The organism is Psychrobacter piechaudii, from assembly GCF_900162825.1.
Lineage (GTDB): Bacteria > Pseudomonadota > Gammaproteobacteria > Pseudomonadales > Moraxellaceae > Psychrobacter > Psychrobacter piechaudii.
The window spans coordinates 1-16,067 of sequence record NZ_FUGE01000128.1 but is presented as its reverse complement, the minus strand read 5'-3'; the positions used below and the strand labels follow the sequence as shown (position 1 = coordinate 16,067).

General features: G+C 42.4%; 19 protein-coding genes. 13 read left to right on the top strand and 6 right to left on the bottom strand.

Annotated elements, in window-relative coordinates; translation table 11 throughout:
- Positions 1-157: 157 nt before the first annotated feature.
- The 5 genes from rpsM (at position 158) to rplQ (ending at position 3,108) form a co-directional block, all read left to right on the top strand.
- A complete protein-coding gene (gene rpsM / locus A1019T_RS06975) occupies positions 158-514 on the top strand; it encodes a 30S ribosomal protein S13 (RefSeq protein WP_028858236.1) in 357 nt (118 codons plus the stop codon).
- A 20-nt stretch (positions 515-534) separates the two neighbouring features.
- A complete protein-coding gene (rpsK, locus tag A1019T_RS06970) occupies positions 535-927 on the top strand; it encodes a 30S ribosomal protein S11 (RefSeq protein ID WP_007394225.1) in 393 nt (130 codons plus the stop codon).
- Positions 928-1,039: 112 nt separating this feature from the next.
- On the top strand, positions 1,040-1,681 hold the full coding sequence (gene rpsD / locus A1019T_RS06965) for a 30S ribosomal protein S4 (protein WP_007394224.1): 642 nt from the start codon (positions 1,040-1,042) through the stop codon (positions 1,679-1,681).
- A 39-nt stretch (positions 1,682-1,720) separates the two neighbouring features.
- Positions 1,721-2,728: a DNA-directed RNA polymerase subunit alpha gene (locus A1019T_RS06960; RefSeq protein ID WP_007394223.1), complete on the top strand. Its 1,008-nt coding sequence runs from the start codon at positions 1,721-1,723 to the stop codon at positions 2,726-2,728.
- A gap of 20 nt (positions 2,729-2,748) precedes the next feature.
- Positions 2,749-3,108 carry a 50S ribosomal protein L17 gene (rplQ, locus tag A1019T_RS06955; RefSeq protein WP_007394222.1) on the top strand — a complete coding sequence of 120 codons (360 nt, stop codon included), beginning with the start codon at positions 2,749-2,751 and terminating at the stop codon, positions 3,106-3,108.
- A 235-nt stretch (positions 3,109-3,343) separates the two neighbouring features.
- Here rplQ and A1019T_RS06950 read toward each other — a convergent pair whose 3' ends face one another.
- Both A1019T_RS06950 and A1019T_RS06945 read right to left on the bottom strand, forming a co-directional pair.
- Complete coding sequence (locus A1019T_RS06950; protein ID WP_077451008.1) at positions 3,344-3,967, bottom strand: L-threonylcarbamoyladenylate synthase; 624 nt, start codon at positions 3,965-3,967, stop codon at positions 3,344-3,346.
- A gap of 155 nt (positions 3,968-4,122) precedes the next feature.
- Positions 4,123-4,842 carry an elongation factor P hydroxylase gene (locus tag A1019T_RS06945; protein ID WP_077451007.1) on the bottom strand — a complete coding sequence of 240 codons (720 nt, stop codon included), beginning with the start codon at positions 4,840-4,842 and terminating at the stop codon, positions 4,123-4,125.
- A 326-nt stretch (positions 4,843-5,168) separates the two neighbouring features.
- Here A1019T_RS06945 and A1019T_RS06940 point away from each other — a divergent pair, with 326 nt between their 5' ends.
- From A1019T_RS06940 to lysM, 6 genes are all read left to right on the top strand, one after another.
- A complete protein-coding gene (locus tag A1019T_RS06940) occupies positions 5,169-5,747 on the top strand; it encodes a YceD family protein (protein WP_244156566.1) in 579 nt (192 codons plus the stop codon).
- A gap of 269 nt (positions 5,748-6,016) precedes the next feature.
- Complete coding sequence (rpmF, locus tag A1019T_RS06935) at positions 6,017-6,199, top strand: 50S ribosomal protein L32 (RefSeq protein ID WP_011959737.1); 183 nt, start codon at positions 6,017-6,019, stop codon at positions 6,197-6,199.
- A 122-nt stretch (positions 6,200-6,321) separates the two neighbouring features.
- Complete coding sequence (gene fabD / locus A1019T_RS06930; RefSeq protein ID WP_077451005.1) at positions 6,322-7,314, top strand: ACP S-malonyltransferase; 993 nt, start codon at positions 6,322-6,324, stop codon at positions 7,312-7,314.
- The gene (fabG, locus tag A1019T_RS06925; protein ID WP_244156567.1) at positions 7,311-8,045 is read left to right on the top strand and encodes a 3-oxoacyl-ACP reductase FabG; all 735 of its coding nucleotides are present in this window, start codon (positions 7,311-7,313) and stop codon (positions 8,043-8,045) included. The genes fabD and fabG overlap by 4 nt, the downstream gene beginning before the upstream one ends.
- Before the next feature lie 276 nt (positions 8,046-8,321).
- Positions 8,322-8,564, top strand: coding sequence for an acyl carrier protein (gene acpP, locus A1019T_RS06920; RefSeq protein WP_037031550.1), 243 nt, complete (start codon positions 8,322-8,324; stop codon positions 8,562-8,564).
- 346 nt (positions 8,565-8,910) lie between these two features.
- Positions 8,911-9,414 carry a peptidoglycan-binding protein LysM gene (gene lysM / locus A1019T_RS06915; protein WP_077451003.1) on the top strand — a complete coding sequence of 168 codons (504 nt, stop codon included), beginning with the start codon at positions 8,911-8,913 and terminating at the stop codon, positions 9,412-9,414.
- 108 nt (positions 9,415-9,522) lie between these two features.
- Here the strand turns inward: lysM and queG are convergent, their stop codons facing one another.
- Complete coding sequence (gene queG, locus A1019T_RS06910; protein ID WP_077451002.1) at positions 9,523-10,683, bottom strand: tRNA epoxyqueuosine(34) reductase QueG; 1,161 nt, start codon at positions 10,681-10,683, stop codon at positions 9,523-9,525.
- A gap of 121 nt (positions 10,684-10,804) precedes the next feature.
- Here queG and A1019T_RS06905 point away from each other — a divergent pair, with 121 nt between their 5' ends.
- Positions 10,805-12,463: a bifunctional ADP-dependent NAD(P)H-hydrate dehydratase/NAD(P)H-hydrate epimerase gene (locus A1019T_RS06905; RefSeq protein ID WP_077451001.1), complete on the top strand. Its 1,659-nt coding sequence runs from the start codon at positions 10,805-10,807 to the stop codon at positions 12,461-12,463.
- Positions 12,464-12,521: 58 nt separating this feature from the next.
- Here the strand turns inward: A1019T_RS06905 and A1019T_RS06900 are convergent, their stop codons facing one another.
- Entirely contained in the window at positions 12,522-13,055 is a 534-nt protein-coding gene (locus A1019T_RS06900; protein WP_077451000.1) for a DUF3176 domain-containing protein, read from the bottom strand.
- Positions 13,056-13,114: 59 nt separating this feature from the next.
- A complete protein-coding gene (locus tag A1019T_RS06895; RefSeq protein ID WP_077450999.1) occupies positions 13,115-13,678 on the bottom strand; it encodes an NUDIX hydrolase in 564 nt (187 codons plus the stop codon).
- Positions 13,679-13,872: 194 nt separating this feature from the next.
- Here A1019T_RS06895 and A1019T_RS06890 point away from each other — a divergent pair, with 194 nt between their 5' ends.
- Positions 13,873-14,685: an NUDIX hydrolase gene (locus A1019T_RS06890; RefSeq protein ID WP_077450998.1), complete on the top strand. Its 813-nt coding sequence runs from the start codon at positions 13,873-13,875 to the stop codon at positions 14,683-14,685.
- Positions 14,686-14,737: 52 nt separating this feature from the next.
- Here A1019T_RS06890 and A1019T_RS06885 read toward each other — a convergent pair whose 3' ends face one another.
- Positions 14,738-15,736 carry a biotin--[acetyl-CoA-carboxylase] ligase gene (locus A1019T_RS06885; RefSeq protein ID WP_077450997.1) on the bottom strand — a complete coding sequence of 333 codons (999 nt, stop codon included), beginning with the start codon at positions 15,734-15,736 and terminating at the stop codon, positions 14,738-14,740.
- Positions 15,737-16,067 lie beyond the last annotated feature (331 nt).

The following is a 16,067-nucleotide window of genomic DNA, read 5'->3' as shown; positions in this document are numbered from 1 at the left end:
ATCCGCCACTTGCCGTCGTTTACTTACTTTTATTTGGTTTTTTGGTCTCAAATCAAACTACCAAACACAAAATAAAGTGAATGGCAAAATCTGAAACATAAGTCTGAAAATATTTTTATATAATAAAGACTCATTTTTCATAACTGGAGAGAAATCAATGGCTCGTATTGCCGGCGTCAACATCCCGGATAACAAGCATGCAGTGATTTCATTGACTTATATCTTTGGTATTGGTCGTACTACTGCTCAGAAGATCTTAGAAGCAGTTGGTATCGAACCTACTACAAAAGTAAGTCAATTAGATGACGCGCAGCTTGATGCTATCCGTGCAGAAGTTGGTAACTACATGACAGAGGGTGACCTACGTCGTGAAGTTTCAATGAATATCAAGCGTTTGGTCGACTTAGGTTGTTACCGTGGCATCCGCCATCGTCGTAACTTACCTGTAAGAGGTCAAAACACGAAGAACAACGCTCGTACTCGTAAGGGTCCGATTCGTTCAATTAAAAGATAATTAACTTAGGAAGCTAAAAGATGGCAAAAGACACCCGTGGTCGTAAAAAAACGGCACGTCGTTCGGTATCCGAGGGCGTAGCCCACATTCATGCGTCTTTTAATAACACCATTGTAACGATTACTGATCGTCAAGGTAATGCATTGGCTTGGGCCACCTCAGGTGGACAAGGCTTCCGTGGTTCACGTAAATCTACACCATTCGCAGCCCAGGTTGCAGCTGAAGTTGCTGGTAAAGCAGCCCAAGAAACTTATGGTGTGAAAAATGTCGATGTTCTGGTTAAAGGTCCAGGACCGGGTCGTGAGTCTGCGGTAAGAGCTTTAGGTGCATTAGGTTATAAAATTAACAGCATATCTGATGTAACCCCAATCCCACACAACGGTTGCCGTCCGCCTAAAAAGCGTCGCGTATAAACTATTGTTACCGTATTTTTTGCTTAATTTATAGCAAATTATACGGTGTGTGTATTAAGACGAAATTACCGTTACAAGTTACTATTAAGACGTAACTCAAGGAGACACAAGCATGGCCCGTTATATAGGTCCAAAATTAAAGTTGTCGCGTCGTGAAGGTACTGATTTACAATTAAAATCAGGTGTTAAGCCTTATGACGTTAAAACTAAAAAAGCAGGTCGCGTACCTGGCCAACATGGCAACACTCGTAATAAAGCTTCTGAATACTCGCTACAGTTGCGTGAGAAGCAAAAAGTTAAGCGTATGTACGGCGTTTTAGAGCGTCAATTCGCTAACTACTATAAAGAATCTGCCCGTGCTCGTGGCGCAACTGGTGAACACCTATTGCAAATGCTAGAGCGTCGTTTAGACAACGTAGTATATCGTATGGGCTTTGGCTCAACTCGTGCTGAAGCACGTCAGTTAGTAAGCCACCGTGCGATTATGCTGAAAAAAGCTGGTCGTGATGAGTTTGTTCGTGTGAACATTCCATCTATCCAAGTTCAAGATGGCGATGTAATCGCTATTCATGAAAAAGCGAAAGAACAGTTACGTATTAAGAATGCTATTGAACTTGCTACCCAACGTGGTATCCCTGAGTGGTTAGACGTTGATCATAGCAAAATGCAAGGTACATTTAAGCAAGCTCCAGATCGTATTGATCTACCTGCAGAAATCACCGAAAGCTTAATCGTTGAATTGTATTCTAAATAATCGCTAACAATAATTTGATTAACTAATCGAGGTGACAATATGATGCTAAATGCTACTGAGTTTCTGACCCCTAATGCCATTAATGTGGATGCGGTTGATGAAACCAACGCAAAAGTCACGCTCGAGCCGTTAGAACGCGGCTTTGGGCATACCTTAGGTAATGCCCTTCGTCGCATTCTTTTATCTTCGTTACCTGGTGCAGCGGTAATTGAAGCAGAAATTGAAGGGGTAGATCACGAATATTCAACCCTTGAAGGTCTGCAAGAAGACGTTTTGGATTTATTGTTAAATCTAAAAGGTCTTGCAATTACTATGCACGATCAAAATGAAGTGTTTTTAACGCTAGACAAAAAAGGTCCAGGCATTATCACTGCGGCAGATATCGAACTGCCACATAACGTTGATATTGTTAACCCTGACTTGGTTCTAGGTACGCTAGGTGACCGTGGTCATCTAAAAATGCGCTTACGTGTGGTTATGGGCCGTGGTTATGAGCCTGCTAACCTTCGCCGTGAAGATGGTGACACTAAGGCCATTGGTCGCTTGAAATTGGATGCTAGCTTTAGCCCAGTTTCACGTGTGGCTTACCAAGTTGAAAACGCTCGTGTTGAACAGCGTACGGATTTAGACCGTCTAATCATTGAATTAGAAACCAATGGTACGATCGATCCTGAAGAAGCAATTCGCAAAGCAGCAACTATTTTGCAGCAACAAATCTCTATTTTTGTAGATTTAGAAGCAGAAGAAGCGCCAGAGCCTGTGAAAGAGAAAGAAGAGGTTGATCCTGTGCTATTACGCCCAGTAGATGACCTTGAACTAACGGTTCGCTCAGCCAACTGTTTAAAAGCTGAAAACATTTACTATATCGGCGATTTGGTTCAGCGTTCAGAAACTGAACTGCTTAAAACACCAAACCTTGGTAAGAAATCATTAACCGAAATTAAAGACGTATTAGCGTCTAAAGGTCTTGAACTGGATATGCGCCTAGAAAACTGGCCGCCAGCGGATCTACGTGTTGATGACCGTTTTTCTTATCGTAGCCGTTAAACTATTAAGGATATTTGACCATGCGACATCGTAAGAGTGGAGTTAAGCTGGGTCGCACCGGCAGCCATCGTAAGGCAATGTTCCAGAACATGACAAACTCTCTGTTTGAGCATGAACTGATCAAAACAACATTACCTAAAGCTAAAGAGCTTCGCCGTGTAGCTGAGCCTTTAATTACTTTGGCAAAAGAAGATTCAGTTGCTAACCGCCGTTTAGCATTCAGCCGTATGCGTAACAAAGATATGGTTGGTAAGTTATTTGGTACATTAGCACCACGTTATCAAGCGCGCCCAGGTGGATACATCCGTATCATCAAATGTGGCAACCGTGATGGCGACAATGCACCAATGGCCTATGTTGAACTAGTAGACCGTGACTAATTTTTATTAGTTATTTTACTGGTACTAGTATCAGTATTAAGAAACCTCAGTAGCGGTATAAATTTTGTATTTCATGATTTATACAGTTGCTGAGGTTTTCTTATGTCTACTTTAAATGCTTGTGGCTTCGGTAGAAAAAATAAATGGCGGATTAATTTAATTAATCCGCCATTTATATTGGGTTGAATTTAGCTATCAAGCTATGTATTAGGTTTATATAGTAAACTCTAGATATCTATGGATCAATCAACTGACTGGCATCACCAGCCCCTTGACGAATCAGCTCTGGTGGGAAGGTGGTCATATCGACAATGGTGGTTAACTTGGTGGTCAGTATCCCTGCATTAATCATGATGTCAATATTATTACCGAGCTTGTCTTCGATATCAAAAGGGTCATCTAAAGCCAATGGCATGTCAGGTAGGATTAAAGAGCTGGTCAAAATGGGCTCACCCATGCCTTCAAGTATCATTTGAGAGATGGGGTTAGAGGGCACTCTAATACCTATGGTCTTTTTCTTTGGATGAGATAGCTTTTTGGGTACATCTTTTGTGGCATCTAAGATAAAAGTTATGGGAGCTGGAGTAGTTGCTTTTAAAAGCTTGAACTGTTGGTTGTCCACTGTGGCATAAGTGGCGATCTCGCTTAAGTCGCGACATAAAAGAGTGAACTGATGCTTATCATCCAGTTGTCTTATCAGTCTTAGCTTCTCAATGGCGTTCTTGGAGCCGATTTTACAGCCAAAGGCATAACTGGTGTCAGTGGGATAAACGATGAGCTGGTCGTGATTTAAAGCGTCTACAACCTGGCTAATTAGTCTGGGCTGTGGGTTTTCTGGATGAATATATAAAGTTTGCATAAGATGCCTCCCTGTTTTTACTTTTATTAATGCTTTATCAATATTTTAGAAGCGGTTTTATTATTAGAGTGTTTCTATTATTAATTAGTATTAGTGGGTCTCAACAGCCGTTGGTAGCTGCAAAGAAGTGTGTTACCACACGGTTTTCTATTACTCTAACTGTCTATAGTATCATGACACACAAAAGCTAGAAATGTTAACAGCGTTTTTGCATCAGTGGGTAAGTTTTGTGGAACATCGATATAGAGTTTGGCTTGATTGTAAACGTCTTTCTCAAAAGTGCTTTGACTGGTGTCAAAGTTAGCATGTAAGTTATCTTGAGAAACTCTGAAGTTTCTGCCACACATCAGGCTCAATAAGCATTCAATAGCCTGAGGCTTTATTTCAACCTGTTCAAAAGCTTGTTGTTGGGCTTCTGTACGCCCATCAGGAGCATACCAATAGCCAAAGTCAGGTAGGGTGCGGCGATGCTTACCTGCCAAGCTCCAGTGACTTATTTCGTGCAAAGCACTTTGAAAAAATCCATGCGCAAATTCAATACGGGCCGGAGCAGTTTCAGTAGCGGGAAAGTATTCAGGTTCACTTTCTCCGCGTACCAACCTAACATTTTGAGCTGAAAACAAAGTATTGAATAAGTCTATTAGCCAATCCACTTGAAGGGCCTCTATAGATTCAGCAGAGGAGGGCGTTGACTGATCAGGTTCATTAGATGTCAGCTGTTGTAACTGCTGCCATTGTTGTCTAAACGCTTGCAAATCAAGAGAAGTAGCACTGGATTCAGAGCAATGTGATAAAGATAGAGGTGCCACAACTTGATGGGTTAGATAATCCGCCAGCTTAAAGAGGGGCAACTTAGAAAAATGAATAACAGACATAGAATATGAGATATTCCTAGGTAACTATCAGAGAAAAAGGCAGGGGGGTGGTAATTGTGTCCCCAAGCCCTCAGATAAAAGATTAAAGGATATGCCATTCTATCAATTAATTTAATACTGACAACCTTATAGTAGTTATCGTCAGTTATTGTCATAAATAAAAACATGCCCCATGACAGGTACGCTAGGTTTGGCAGGGTGAAAAGCGGTTAGGAGTCTTTGAACTCCTTTTTGTTAGCTGTTAAATCGATATCAGTTTTAAATGAGAGAGAAGTATGACAAAATACAACCAGGATAATATGTCCACTAACTTGACGGATTCTAAATTGAGTAACCCTATAACCAATAGCAATACCGAAAAAAGCGCGCAACAGTTACCCAACCATGTTAACTTGGAAAAGTGGGAAGATGCCGGTTATGTATGGTCTGGCACCATTACACCACGCATGATGAGCAGACTGGTTGATACCGTTCCTGAAGCGTATCAAGACACTCCCATCGAGTTAAGATGTGAGCTGATGAAGCGAGGTCAGCTGCTTACTTTGTTAATGCAGTTTACTGGTGATATCTGGTTGACCTGTCAGCGTTGTTTGACGCCTATGAGTATCGATATCACGCATGATGCCGAGCTGATATTGCTACAATATGAGGATCAGCAAGGCTTGGTTGATGAGGCAGATGACTATCTTTTATTAGAAGAGTTATTGGCCGATCAGCCAGAGAACAAAAAAGGGGATAGACTACTGCCTTTGAAGAAGTTAGTGGAAGACGAGCTGTTATTAGACATCCCGCTTTCTGCCAAACATGATGACTGTGAAATGGCAGTTGAGCAAGTGGGTGAAATTATCGAGGAAGAGCCTGAAAATCCATTTGCAGCTTTAGAAGCCTTAAAAGGAAAGTTATAACTGCACTTTGAATCGGTTTTTATAACGATTTATTAGGCGGATTAAACTTGGTAAAGTATTACCCCTTTATTTTATTGTCTAAAGCGAGTATAATCCCTCGTTTATTATTCCCAGATTTTAAACCTATTTGATTTTTAATAAGAGTTGCTCTTATTGAGGTCAATAGAGAACTCATTTTGCTAAGTGAGCATATTGTATTTTATAACCAAGTTTATATAAAATACAGGGCCCTCATCAATACAGCATATTTTAGAATAGGAGCAAGACCCATGGCTGTTCAAAAAAGTCGTAAAAGCCGCTCACGCCGTGATATGCGTCGTTCACACCACCATATGGAAGTTGCTGAGCTAAGCATCGACGCTACTACTGGTGAAAAACATCGTCGTCATCACATGACTAAAGATGGTTTCTACCGTGGCCGTCAGTTGTTTAAAGCGAGCCAAGAAGACTAAGTTACAATCATTTATAATGATTGTGGTTTAATACAAGAGCTAAGCCTTACTAATGACCTCTATATCATTAGTGGCGCTTGGCTCTTTTTTTATGAGTATGTTTAGGCACAAGAAGGCTGAAAATGTCATTTAAATCGTCGCAAGCAGTTAGAAAACAAGGTCAACCAGATAAGCCACTTCGTATCGCGGTTGTATTCCCTGGCCAAGGTTCGCAAACTGTAGGTATGCTAAATGAGCTAAGCGAAGAATATCCAATCGTAAAGCAAACTTTTAGTGAAGCCAGTGAAGCGTTAGGTTTTGATTTATGGGCAGTGTGTCAGGATGAAGAAGAGCTGGCAAAAACTGAAAACACTCAGCCTGCCTTATTAGCTGCCAGTATAGCTATTTGGCGTATTCTTAAAGAAAATGTACAGTTTGAGCCCTTATATTTTGCAGGTCACTCATTAGGTGAGTACAGTGCTCTTTGTGCCGCTGGCTGCATCAAGTTTGCAGATGCTATTAAATTGGTTCATGATCGTGGCCAGTATATGCAGCAAGCGGTGATAGGGGTGGACACCAAAATGGCGGCCGTACTTGGATTGGAAAACAGCCAGGTCATCAGTGTTTGTGAGCAAGTAGAAAGCAACAATGAGGGAGCAATTGTTAGTGCCGCCAATTTCAATAGTCCCGGTCAAGTGGTGGTGGCAGGTAACACAGAAGGCGTTGACATTTTTAGCCAACATATTCAATGTATGGGTAAGCGAATGGTGCTACTTAAAGTTAGCGTACCCTCGCATTGTGCCTTAATGCAGCCCGCTACTGATGCCTTGGCTGAAAAACTTGCCCAGTGTGAGTTTCAATTGCCTGAGACTCCTGTGATTCAAAATAGGCATGCTGCGCAAGAGAAAACAATCGCTACTATCAAAAAGGCATTGACTGAACAGCTAAGTAATCCTGTACTATGGACGCAGACCATGCAGAAGTTCGCCGACAAGCATATCAATATGATTATTGAGTGTGGGGCCGGCACGGTATTGAGTAACTTGGCAAAAAGACAAGAGACCCCCATCATCACCTATCCTACTGATAAGCCGGAGCGTCTCGCTAAACTATTTGAGAAGTTGAATGAGGAATAGCCATGAGTCGTACAATTACTTTAGTGACAGGGGCCAGTCGTGGTATTGGCAAGGCGATTGCCAAACGTTTTGCTAAGCAAGGCCATTTCGTCATTGGAACTGCGACTACCCCTCAAGGGGCACAGTCCATCGATGAGTATCTGCATGATGCAGGAGGCATTGGTCGTGTTTTGGATGTGACCAATCAAGAACAGATTGAAAAGCTGTTTGAAGAAATTGAAAGCGTTTATGGCAGTGTCCAAGTGCTGGTAAACAATGCCGGTATCTCACAAGATGGCTTATTGATTCGTATGAAAGATGAAGACTGGGATAAGGTGGTAGATACCAACTTAACCGCCATCTATCGCATGAGTAAGCGCGCTATGAGAGGCATGATGAAGGCTCGTAAAGGTCGTATCATTAATATTACCTCTGTAGTGGCTGAAATGGGGAATGCTGGTCAAGCTAACTATGCGGCAACCAAAGCCGGGGTAGAAGGCTTCAGCCGTACTTTGGCCCGTGAAATTGGCTCAAGACAAGTAACCGTCAACTGTGTGGCGCCTGGTCTAATTGAGACAGATATGACCGATGAGTTAGACGAGCGTTTACTTAACTCTATGCTTGATGCAGTACCAGTAGGACGTTTAGGGCAGCCAGAAGACGTGGCTGCAGCCGTCTCTTATCTAGCCAGTGATGAAGCCAGCTATGTAACCGGTGCGGTGATCCCTGTTAATGGTGGTATGTACATGTAATAGGCTAATTTATTAGAATTAGTCTATGGCTTTTGCTATTATACACAGCAGATACAGAAAACAAGTGTACACACAACCTAAGTTGAATTAAGGTAATGAGCGAGTCAGCCATATCCAATGAATGAAAATATTGGTCAATGGCTGTGTCAGAATTTATAAAAGCTAGATTGGGACTGACATTACCGTGTTTTAGACTTTAATCTAGACTTTAGTGCTACAAAATTGTTTTAAATTAAATAAAGCGTTTTTAAACTAAAAATAAGGATGGAGATTCCTATGAGCGAAGAAATTGAATTAAAAGTAAAATCAGCAGTTGCTGAGCAACTAGACGTTGATATTGATGATATTAATAATGATTCTTCATTCATCAATGACTTAGGTGCTGACTCTTTAGACGTGGTAGAGCTGGTAATGACTTTCGAAAATGATTTCGATATCACTATTCCTGACGATGACTCAAATGAGTTGACCACAGTACAAAAAGCGGTAGATTACATCAAGTCAAAACTTGAATCTTAAGCCTTATTTTGATTGCCTTAAAAAAGACCATAAATTCATTTATGGTCTTTTTTTATTTAAAATTTTATCAGGTAGTGAGCAGGTTTGATTATTTGCAAAGCAATAAAACTTAACAATTATCTACATTCGTATAGTAATAAATAACCTGGGTAATCAGTATACTTAAAAAGTGGACAACACAACTAACAACTATAAGTAAGTCACACATTGAGCTGTTTATTAAGTGGATTAATAACGTAAACAAAAGACTTGGTAGAAAACTTAGTAAAAGTTGCTTTGAATAATAATAGTAGATATTAAAATTATATGTGGCTTATATATCAACAATAATTTATAGGAGAAATTCATGGGAATTTTTAGTTTTGCAAAGGATATCGGCGACAAGATTTTTCATCGTGATGATGCAAAAAAAGAAACAGAATCACAGGCAGATGCCAATAAAGCACCAGCAGCAGGTGAGCCATCAGCTCAGTCAGTTGCTAACCTTTTATTAAAGCGCATTCAACAGCAGAACCTTAATATTACTAACCTAAAAGTTAAGTACAATGCGACCACCGATACTGCAGAAATCAGTGGTAATGCTGAGACTCAAGCTGACCGCGAAAAGGCAATTATCGCCATTGGTAACGTTCAGAACGTAGCAAAAGTTATCGATAATATCGATATTAAACAAGATGCTCCTGAGTCAACCATGTACACTGTAAAATCTGGTGATTCTTTATCTAAGATTGCTCAGGAAGTTTATGGTTCAGCCAATGAGTACAACAAGATTTTTGAAGCAAACAAGCCAATGCTTTCTAGCCCAGATAAAATCTATCCAGGCCAAGTACTTCGTATTCCTAAGCCATAATTTTTAAGGCAAATCATTTAAAAGTGATAGCACTTAAAAATAGCTAGAATAAAAAAGCACCTATCTAATTGGATAGGTGCTTTTTTTTAAGCTAATTTTATTGTGGTCTTAATTGGCTTTGGTAAGTTGCTCTGTAATCGCCCAACGAATGTGTTCATCTAACACATCGCCAAGTGTGCCCAACCTTGATTCAAGGGCAGTTATATTGTCAGCAGTGTAAGGAGCATTGCCGATACCAATGGCTAGGTTACGTAGGAAATTGACGTAGCCAGTCCGGCGTATGGGGCTGCCCTGAGTTTTATCCAAGAATATTTGTTCTGACCACTGCCATAGTTCAATAAGCAAGCTGTCGTCTAAGTTATGGCGCGCTAAAAAGTCATCGATGGGGCTAAGCTTGGCATAGCGGTTCCAAGGGCATATCAACTGACAGTCATCACAGCCAAAAACTCGATTGCCAATGGCCCTTCTATATTTTTCGTCAATAACACCGTCGTGCTCAATCGTTAAATAGGAGATACAAGCATCTGCCTTGAGCTTGTAGGGGCCAATGATGGCCTTAGTAGGGCAGATATCAATACAGGCAGTACAGCTGCCACAGTGAGCAGTTACAGGGCTATCATCTGGCAATGCCAAGCTTAAAAACAACTCTCCTAGCACAAAAAATGAGCCGGATTGCTTGTTAAGCAATAGGGTATGTTTGCCCGTCCACCCCAATCCTGCAGCATCAGCTAAGGGACGTTCAAAAATAGGGGCTGAATCACTAAAAGGTCGAAACACAAAAGGTTGGTCTGCATTGACATCTAGGTGTTGCCACTGCGGTAGCATAGTTTCGATTTTTTGAGCCAATTGTTTTAGACGCGAACGCATGGTTTTATGATAATCACGCCCTCGCGCGTAGCGAGCAATAATGGCATGATTGGGACGATGATTGTCTTCTATACGTCGCGGTTTGGGAGTGGCCTCTAGATAGTCCATGCGTACTGAGATAATAGTGCGCGAGCCTTCTACCAATAGACCAGGATTGGCCCGCTTGTCATGGTTTAACTCCATGAAGTTGAGCTGACCATAATGTCCTGCTGCGAGCCAGTCTCGTAACCCTTGCATTTGCTGCGAGAAAACGGGGTGATTGACACCGATAAAACCACAGTCAGCAAAGCCTAATGCCAATGCCTGCTCACGTATCCAGTTTTTGACATCTTGAGCATCATTAAAAGGGTTGGGGTTAAGGGATCGAAAAGCGGATGAATCTGGAGGGGTAGAATCTGGCATAGACAGAGGACTCGAAGCTTATATAAAGGAGTATGATAAGCTATTATTAGACAAATATAAAACCTACGCCAAAACCCTCTTCTCTTGGCTAGGTCCTACTCATAATAGGAGTAATTAACAGATGTCACTACGTCATACTGTAGACCAAGAAAATAAGCAGCAAGATAGACAGCCCGTTGCTTTGTATACCCCCCAACAAGTCTATGCCATAGAGAAAATGTGGTTTGATAGTGGCAATGTGAGTTATTCATTAATGCAACAAGCGGCTTGGCAAATTGCGCATTGGGTGAACCAAAATATTGTCGCAACAGCATATCCTAAGCTTGATGAACAAGGCAGGCCTGCTGTAGAGTCTGTGGCATTGAAAGTTTGTGTCTGGGTAGGTAGTGGTAATAATGGCGGTGATGGGTGGTTGGTAGCGCATTACTTGAATCAGTGGGGGGCTAAGGTATCTGTTATCGAGGTAGGGCAAGCATCAACGGCCGATGCCAGCTTAGCAAGAAATCAAGCCTTACAAGACGGAGTGGTTGTTTATCCCTTTGCTGAAGGACAGTATAAAGCCGATACGACTGACGTAGATCTTTATATCGATGCTTTATTTGGTATTGGTTTGGACCGAGCACCGGCGAATGATTATGCAGAGGCCATTGCTTTAATTAATGAGCATAAACGCCATCGGTCAGATAGGTTAACGATCGTTAGTGTCGATATTCCGAGTGGGGTGCTGGCTGGCACCGGACAGGTTTTCACGGGCTGTGCCGTTAAAGCCGATTTTACTCTGTGTCTAGTCGCCCGAAAACTGGGGCTACATATCAAAGATGCGATGGATTATTGTGGTCAAATCGTGGATATACCGTTGATACCAACTGTTCTTAATCAGACTCCTGTCGCTTGGTTACAGTATCAAGCTGCGCCCTTAATTGAGCGTGAAAATAATACTCATAAAGGCAGCTTCGGCCATGCTTTAATCATAGGCGGTAATCAAGTCGATGGCTCCCAAGGAATGGGGGGCGCCACTATTTTGTCCGCCATGACCGCCTTCGCTACAGGGGTGGGTAAACTAACAGTAGCTTGTCATACCGCCTTTCACAGCAGTTTGATTGGTAGTGTCTCAAATGCCATGAGTTTGGACTTACACAATACTAAAGCGGTAAAAGCGTTAATTGAACAGAGTGAGGTCATCGCTATAGGCATGGGCTTAGGGCGAGATGATTTAAGCCTTCGCTTGTTTCAAGAATATCTGCAGCACGCGGTAGAGCAAGGTAAGGATTTAATTATTGATGCCGACGGTTTGTATCATTTGGCAACCCTAGCTGATAAAGATGTACAGCTAATTGAGCAGTTAATAGCGCATGCTAGGCTGCATCAGGTCTGGTACACACCGCATAGTGGGGAAGCTGCGAGGCTATTAAACACTGAGGCAAGCGAAGTTGAAGCAGATAGGCTGGCTGCCGTGTCCAGCTTGCAGCGTAAATATCAAGGCAGTTGGCTGCTAAAAGGAGCAGGCTCTCTGGTAATTAGTAATGAGCAAACCTATGTCTGTGCAGCAGGCAATCCTGGCATGGCCACTGCTGGCATGGGGGATGTGTTATCAGGTCTGGCGGCAGGCTTACTGGCACAGTCTACTTTAGCCAAAAGTACCCGCAGCTTACAGCAAGCAGTAATGTTGCACGCCATGGCAGGCGATAATTTACAGCGCATTAAAGGAGCCTGGGCGGTGCAAGCCAGTGATATGCCACAAAAAGTGGGTGAGATATTTAAACAGCAGACCCTAGCCTAGCTGAATACGAGACCTTGTCGTTTAAAGTGCGCTAATTTTTATGAGCGTTGTTGGCTTATCAGTTGCAATATTGCGCAAACAGCTTTTGAGTACTCTCAATTTTAACAGCTACCTCGGCAGGAGTTAAATAACGGTGTGCGCCATCTGATTTAGACTCATAGACTTCACCACCAAGTTGCAAATTAGACAGATTATTTCTGAGCTTTTGGCATTGCGAGGGAGTAGCTGCATTGGGGTCGGAGGTCTTGGTAGCAGTGGAGTTTTTTGTAGTATTGTTGGTGGAATTTGAGCTGACTCTATTTGGCTCTGTAGCAATCGGAGCAAAAAGTCCAGGCTGGCTGGGTCTACCATCACTTCGCATTTGAATTGTTTCTGTTTTAGTATTTGATTCAGGGGCAAACTGAGAGTATTTAATTTCACCAAATTTACCAACAGTCTTATAGATGGTTTTATAATCAGTGTTTGGTTGAGCTTGAGACAAGCTGCTACTGACTGCAAAGAGAACAACTATGGCTACTGTCTTGAAAATGCTCAGCACCCTATTGATTTCAATAGGGTAGGGTACTGAACAGTAATGCAGGGGAAGTGGCATGGGACTTTGGTCCAGATAAGGCGGAAAGAGACTGCAGTGAACACTTAAGATAACTGAATTTAATAGCGTTTAATGCCCTTGTCTTTAGGAATGGTCTCTTCATGAATCGGGAACTTTGCCGGATCATCCGTGGTTTTACGGTCATTAAAATAATGTTTCAAGGTACGTTTGACCGCTTCGAATGCAATGTTATCCCACGGAATATCTGCTTCTTCAAATAAGGCACACTCTAAACTTTCGGGACCTACATCATATTTACCTTCCTGTAGCTCAGCCAGATACAGCACATAAATTTGGCCAATGTGTGGAATGTCATACAAGCAATAAAGATGGGGATTGATGGCCACGGCATCGGCTTCTTCTATCGTCTCACGCGCTGCCCCTTGTGCCATGGTTTCACCGATTTCCATAAAGCCTGCAGGCAAAGTCCAATAGCCATATCTGGGTTCAATCGCACGGCGACAAAGCAGTACTTTGTCTTCATGGATGACGATGGCACCACAGATAACCTTAGGGTTTTCGTAGTGAATATAATGACAATTGGGACAAACCAAACGGGGTTTATTATCTCCATCAGGAATCTTATGTTCCGCTTGGTGGCCGCATTGTAAACAGTACGCCATAGGGCTGTCCTTATTATTGTATATTGTGATTTTTTAATTTTAGTAAGAGGGCTATAGCTATATTATGATACGCTCGATATCATTAATAATACAAAAGAACTGAAACGTGCAAGTCATCAAGATAGCATACTTAAAGGCAATACGTTAGTCTAACCTTAGTCTGTTAACTGTTTGAAAATGATAAAAAAGGTATTATGAAATCCTCTACTAAAATGACATCGGCGATAAGAATGAAATACCAAAACAGTCACTCTCCTCGATTTGAAGAGTTGGCTGTGGTGTTGCCGGAGTACATTGCTCACCCTGAGCTAAGGCAAATGGCGCAGCGAGTACAACAGGCCATGTTTCAAAATAGCGTAGCGGATTGTAGGACAGATAGCCAACAGCTTGAACGCCAAGGAGAAATTGGTCGAGTCAAAGCCATATTAGATCATCTGATAACCACACCAAATGCTGATGCCGCGGTATTGGTACTTATTACCAATGAGCCACAGCCCAAGATATTGTTGACTCGAAGGGCGGCACACTTAAGCAGTCATGCCGGCGAGGTCTCTTTCGCCGGAGGAAAGTATGATGCAGGCGATGGTAATAATGTGGTTACCGCTTTACGTGAAGCCTGTGAAGAAACTGCATTGCCGCCCAGTAAGGCACAAATTATCGGTCAGCTGCCCACCCAGATCTCCAAAAAAGGACTAGAGGTCAGACCTATCGTGGCCTTGGTAGAGCCACCGGTGACTTATGTTCCTGAGCTTGGGGAGATTGCCCGAATATTTTGGGGAGATTTTGAGAAGATAATCACTGAGCCCACTTGTGATTATGTATTGCCTTATACTATGGGAGGTCAAACCGTTCACATTAAGACGCCCTGCTGGAGAGTGGACGGTGAAGTGGTTTGGGGGCTTACTGGGAAGATATTGGCCAGCTTGTTAGAGGTGGGGTTTGATAGGCAGATTGAGTGGTATTATCAGCCAGTAGAGGCCCACTGCCAACTGGCCGATAATGAATAGAACTCATTTCTAATTTACGATTTTAATAATCGGCCCCTGCCTATGAAGCCTCTTAGATTATGCGAATGGTACCCGTGTATATTTTAAGAATCTTATCTTCTAAATGCGTTTTAAGCTGTAAACTCCCATCTTCGTTTAAACCCATCACCTCTCCTTGTAAAACCACGGGTTTTGCAGTCTCTAAATCCGATTGATTGATGTTTTTTAAAGGTTGCTGGGTGATTTGTACTTGACGACCTGCTAACACATTAACTGATTGATAGTCATTAATGAAGCTCGGTAAGCTATAAGCTTGGTATTTAAAGCTGGTGAATTGATGGATGGCGCGTAAAATTGTGGTGCTAACAGGTAGGTATAAGTCATCTGCTTTAGGGTAGGGAAGCTTCAGAGTAGATGGTCCCGCTTGGTTGTGAGCAATCTGGTTTGGTGCCTTCTCGTTTTTAGTATTAAGAGCCGTTTGGGCTTGAGCAGTTTCATTAATTATTTGGGTTAAGCTGACCGCTTGATACCCCATGCTTTCTTGGGCAACATCGCCTAGTACAGGAGCAGCCTCAATATTTATTCCAACCCCCACAATGATCCCAGTAACTTTGTTATCCACCGCTACCGGCTCAATTAAAATACCGGCCAACTTTCTAAAGCTACTACCTTCAGGGTTTTTCTCGATGGTATCCTTTGTCGCATAGTAACCAATATCATTGGCCCACTTCACCCCAATAAGGGGAAGATTTACCGCATGACGTTGACGGTTGATTTGTTGAATGATGGGCAGGCGAGTGAGATGAAAGCCGACCACCAAAGACAGTAAGCCAGATATCGGCACTGACAAGGGATGATATAACGACAGATAGATATTACCAATGGGGGATTGCCAAGTGCGGGCTCTCTGACCTCGTCCTGCTGTTTGTTGGCTGGCCGTTAGTAAGTAAGGCTGATTGCTGTCTATCTTCTGCTGTGCCAAGCTTTGCATAAGCTCATTATTGGTTGAGCCACATACGGCTAGGTGGTGATGAGTAATAGGCTGAGAGGTCTGAGGGGTATAGGAGTACATAGCGAAGCCTAGATTGAGCTTATAAAAAAAATGGGGATAATTGCCAAACAATATAAACTGGGTTGTAAATAGCAGGGCAGTCCAGAGGGCCCCTAGAGGAGTGGTTTGTCTGCTGATTGATAAGCTGATTATACGCCGAATGCAACCAATAGCTAAAGGCAGCGTAGATATGGCAAGCCTATATATTGTTCAAATTTAGCTAAATGCTTTTGTTATACTGTGAGAATTATTTTTTATCACCAGTCGCCGTAAAACCACCCACTTCAGGGGGTGGATATAAGGCGACACACACTGTCGTAAGAAGTCGTTAAAGGGTTGTAAGTCAAAATTA

Coding starts and splice junctions, on each gene's coding strand:
- rpsM (WP_028858236.1), top strand. CDS start 158: ATGGCTCGTATTGCCGGCGTCAACATCCCGGATAACAAGCATGCAGTG.
- rpsK (WP_007394225.1), top strand. CDS start 535: ATGGCAAAAGACACCCGTGGTCGTAAAAAAACGGCACGTCGTTCGGTA.
- rpsD (WP_007394224.1), top strand. CDS start 1,040: ATGGCCCGTTATATAGGTCCAAAATTAAAGTTGTCGCGTCGTGAAGGT.
- A1019T_RS06960 (WP_007394223.1), top strand. CDS start 1,721: ATGATGCTAAATGCTACTGAGTTTCTGACCCCTAATGCCATTAATGTG.
- rplQ (WP_007394222.1), top strand. CDS start 2,749: ATGCGACATCGTAAGAGTGGAGTTAAGCTGGGTCGCACCGGCAGCCAT.
- A1019T_RS06950 (WP_077451008.1), bottom strand. CDS start 3,967: ATGCAAACTTTATATATTCATCCAGAAAACCCACAGCCCAGACTAATT.
- A1019T_RS06945 (WP_077451007.1), bottom strand. CDS start 4,842: ATGTCTGTTATTCATTTTTCTAAGTTGCCCCTCTTTAAGCTGGCGGAT.
- rpmF (WP_011959737.1), top strand. CDS start 6,017: ATGGCTGTTCAAAAAAGTCGTAAAAGCCGCTCACGCCGTGATATGCGT.
- fabD (WP_077451005.1), top strand. CDS start 6,322: ATGTCATTTAAATCGTCGCAAGCAGTTAGAAAACAAGGTCAACCAGAT.
- acpP (WP_037031550.1), top strand. CDS start 8,322: ATGAGCGAAGAAATTGAATTAAAAGTAAAATCAGCAGTTGCTGAGCAA.
- lysM (WP_077451003.1), top strand. CDS start 8,911: ATGGGAATTTTTAGTTTTGCAAAGGATATCGGCGACAAGATTTTTCAT.
- queG (WP_077451002.1), bottom strand. CDS start 10,683: ATGCCAGATTCTACCCCTCCAGATTCATCCGCTTTTCGATCCCTTAAC.
- A1019T_RS06905 (WP_077451001.1), top strand. CDS start 10,805: ATGTCACTACGTCATACTGTAGACCAAGAAAATAAGCAGCAAGATAGA.
- A1019T_RS06900 (WP_077451000.1), bottom strand. CDS start 13,055: ATGCCACTTCCCCTGCATTACTGTTCAGTACCCTACCCTATTGAAATC.
- A1019T_RS06895 (WP_077450999.1), bottom strand. CDS start 13,678: ATGGCGTACTGTTTACAATGCGGCCACCAAGCGGAACATAAGATTCCT.
- A1019T_RS06890 (WP_077450998.1), top strand. CDS start 13,873: ATGAAATCCTCTACTAAAATGACATCGGCGATAAGAATGAAATACCAA.
- A1019T_RS06885 (WP_077450997.1), bottom strand. CDS start 15,736: ATGTACTCCTATACCCCTCAGACCTCTCAGCCTATTACTCATCACCAC.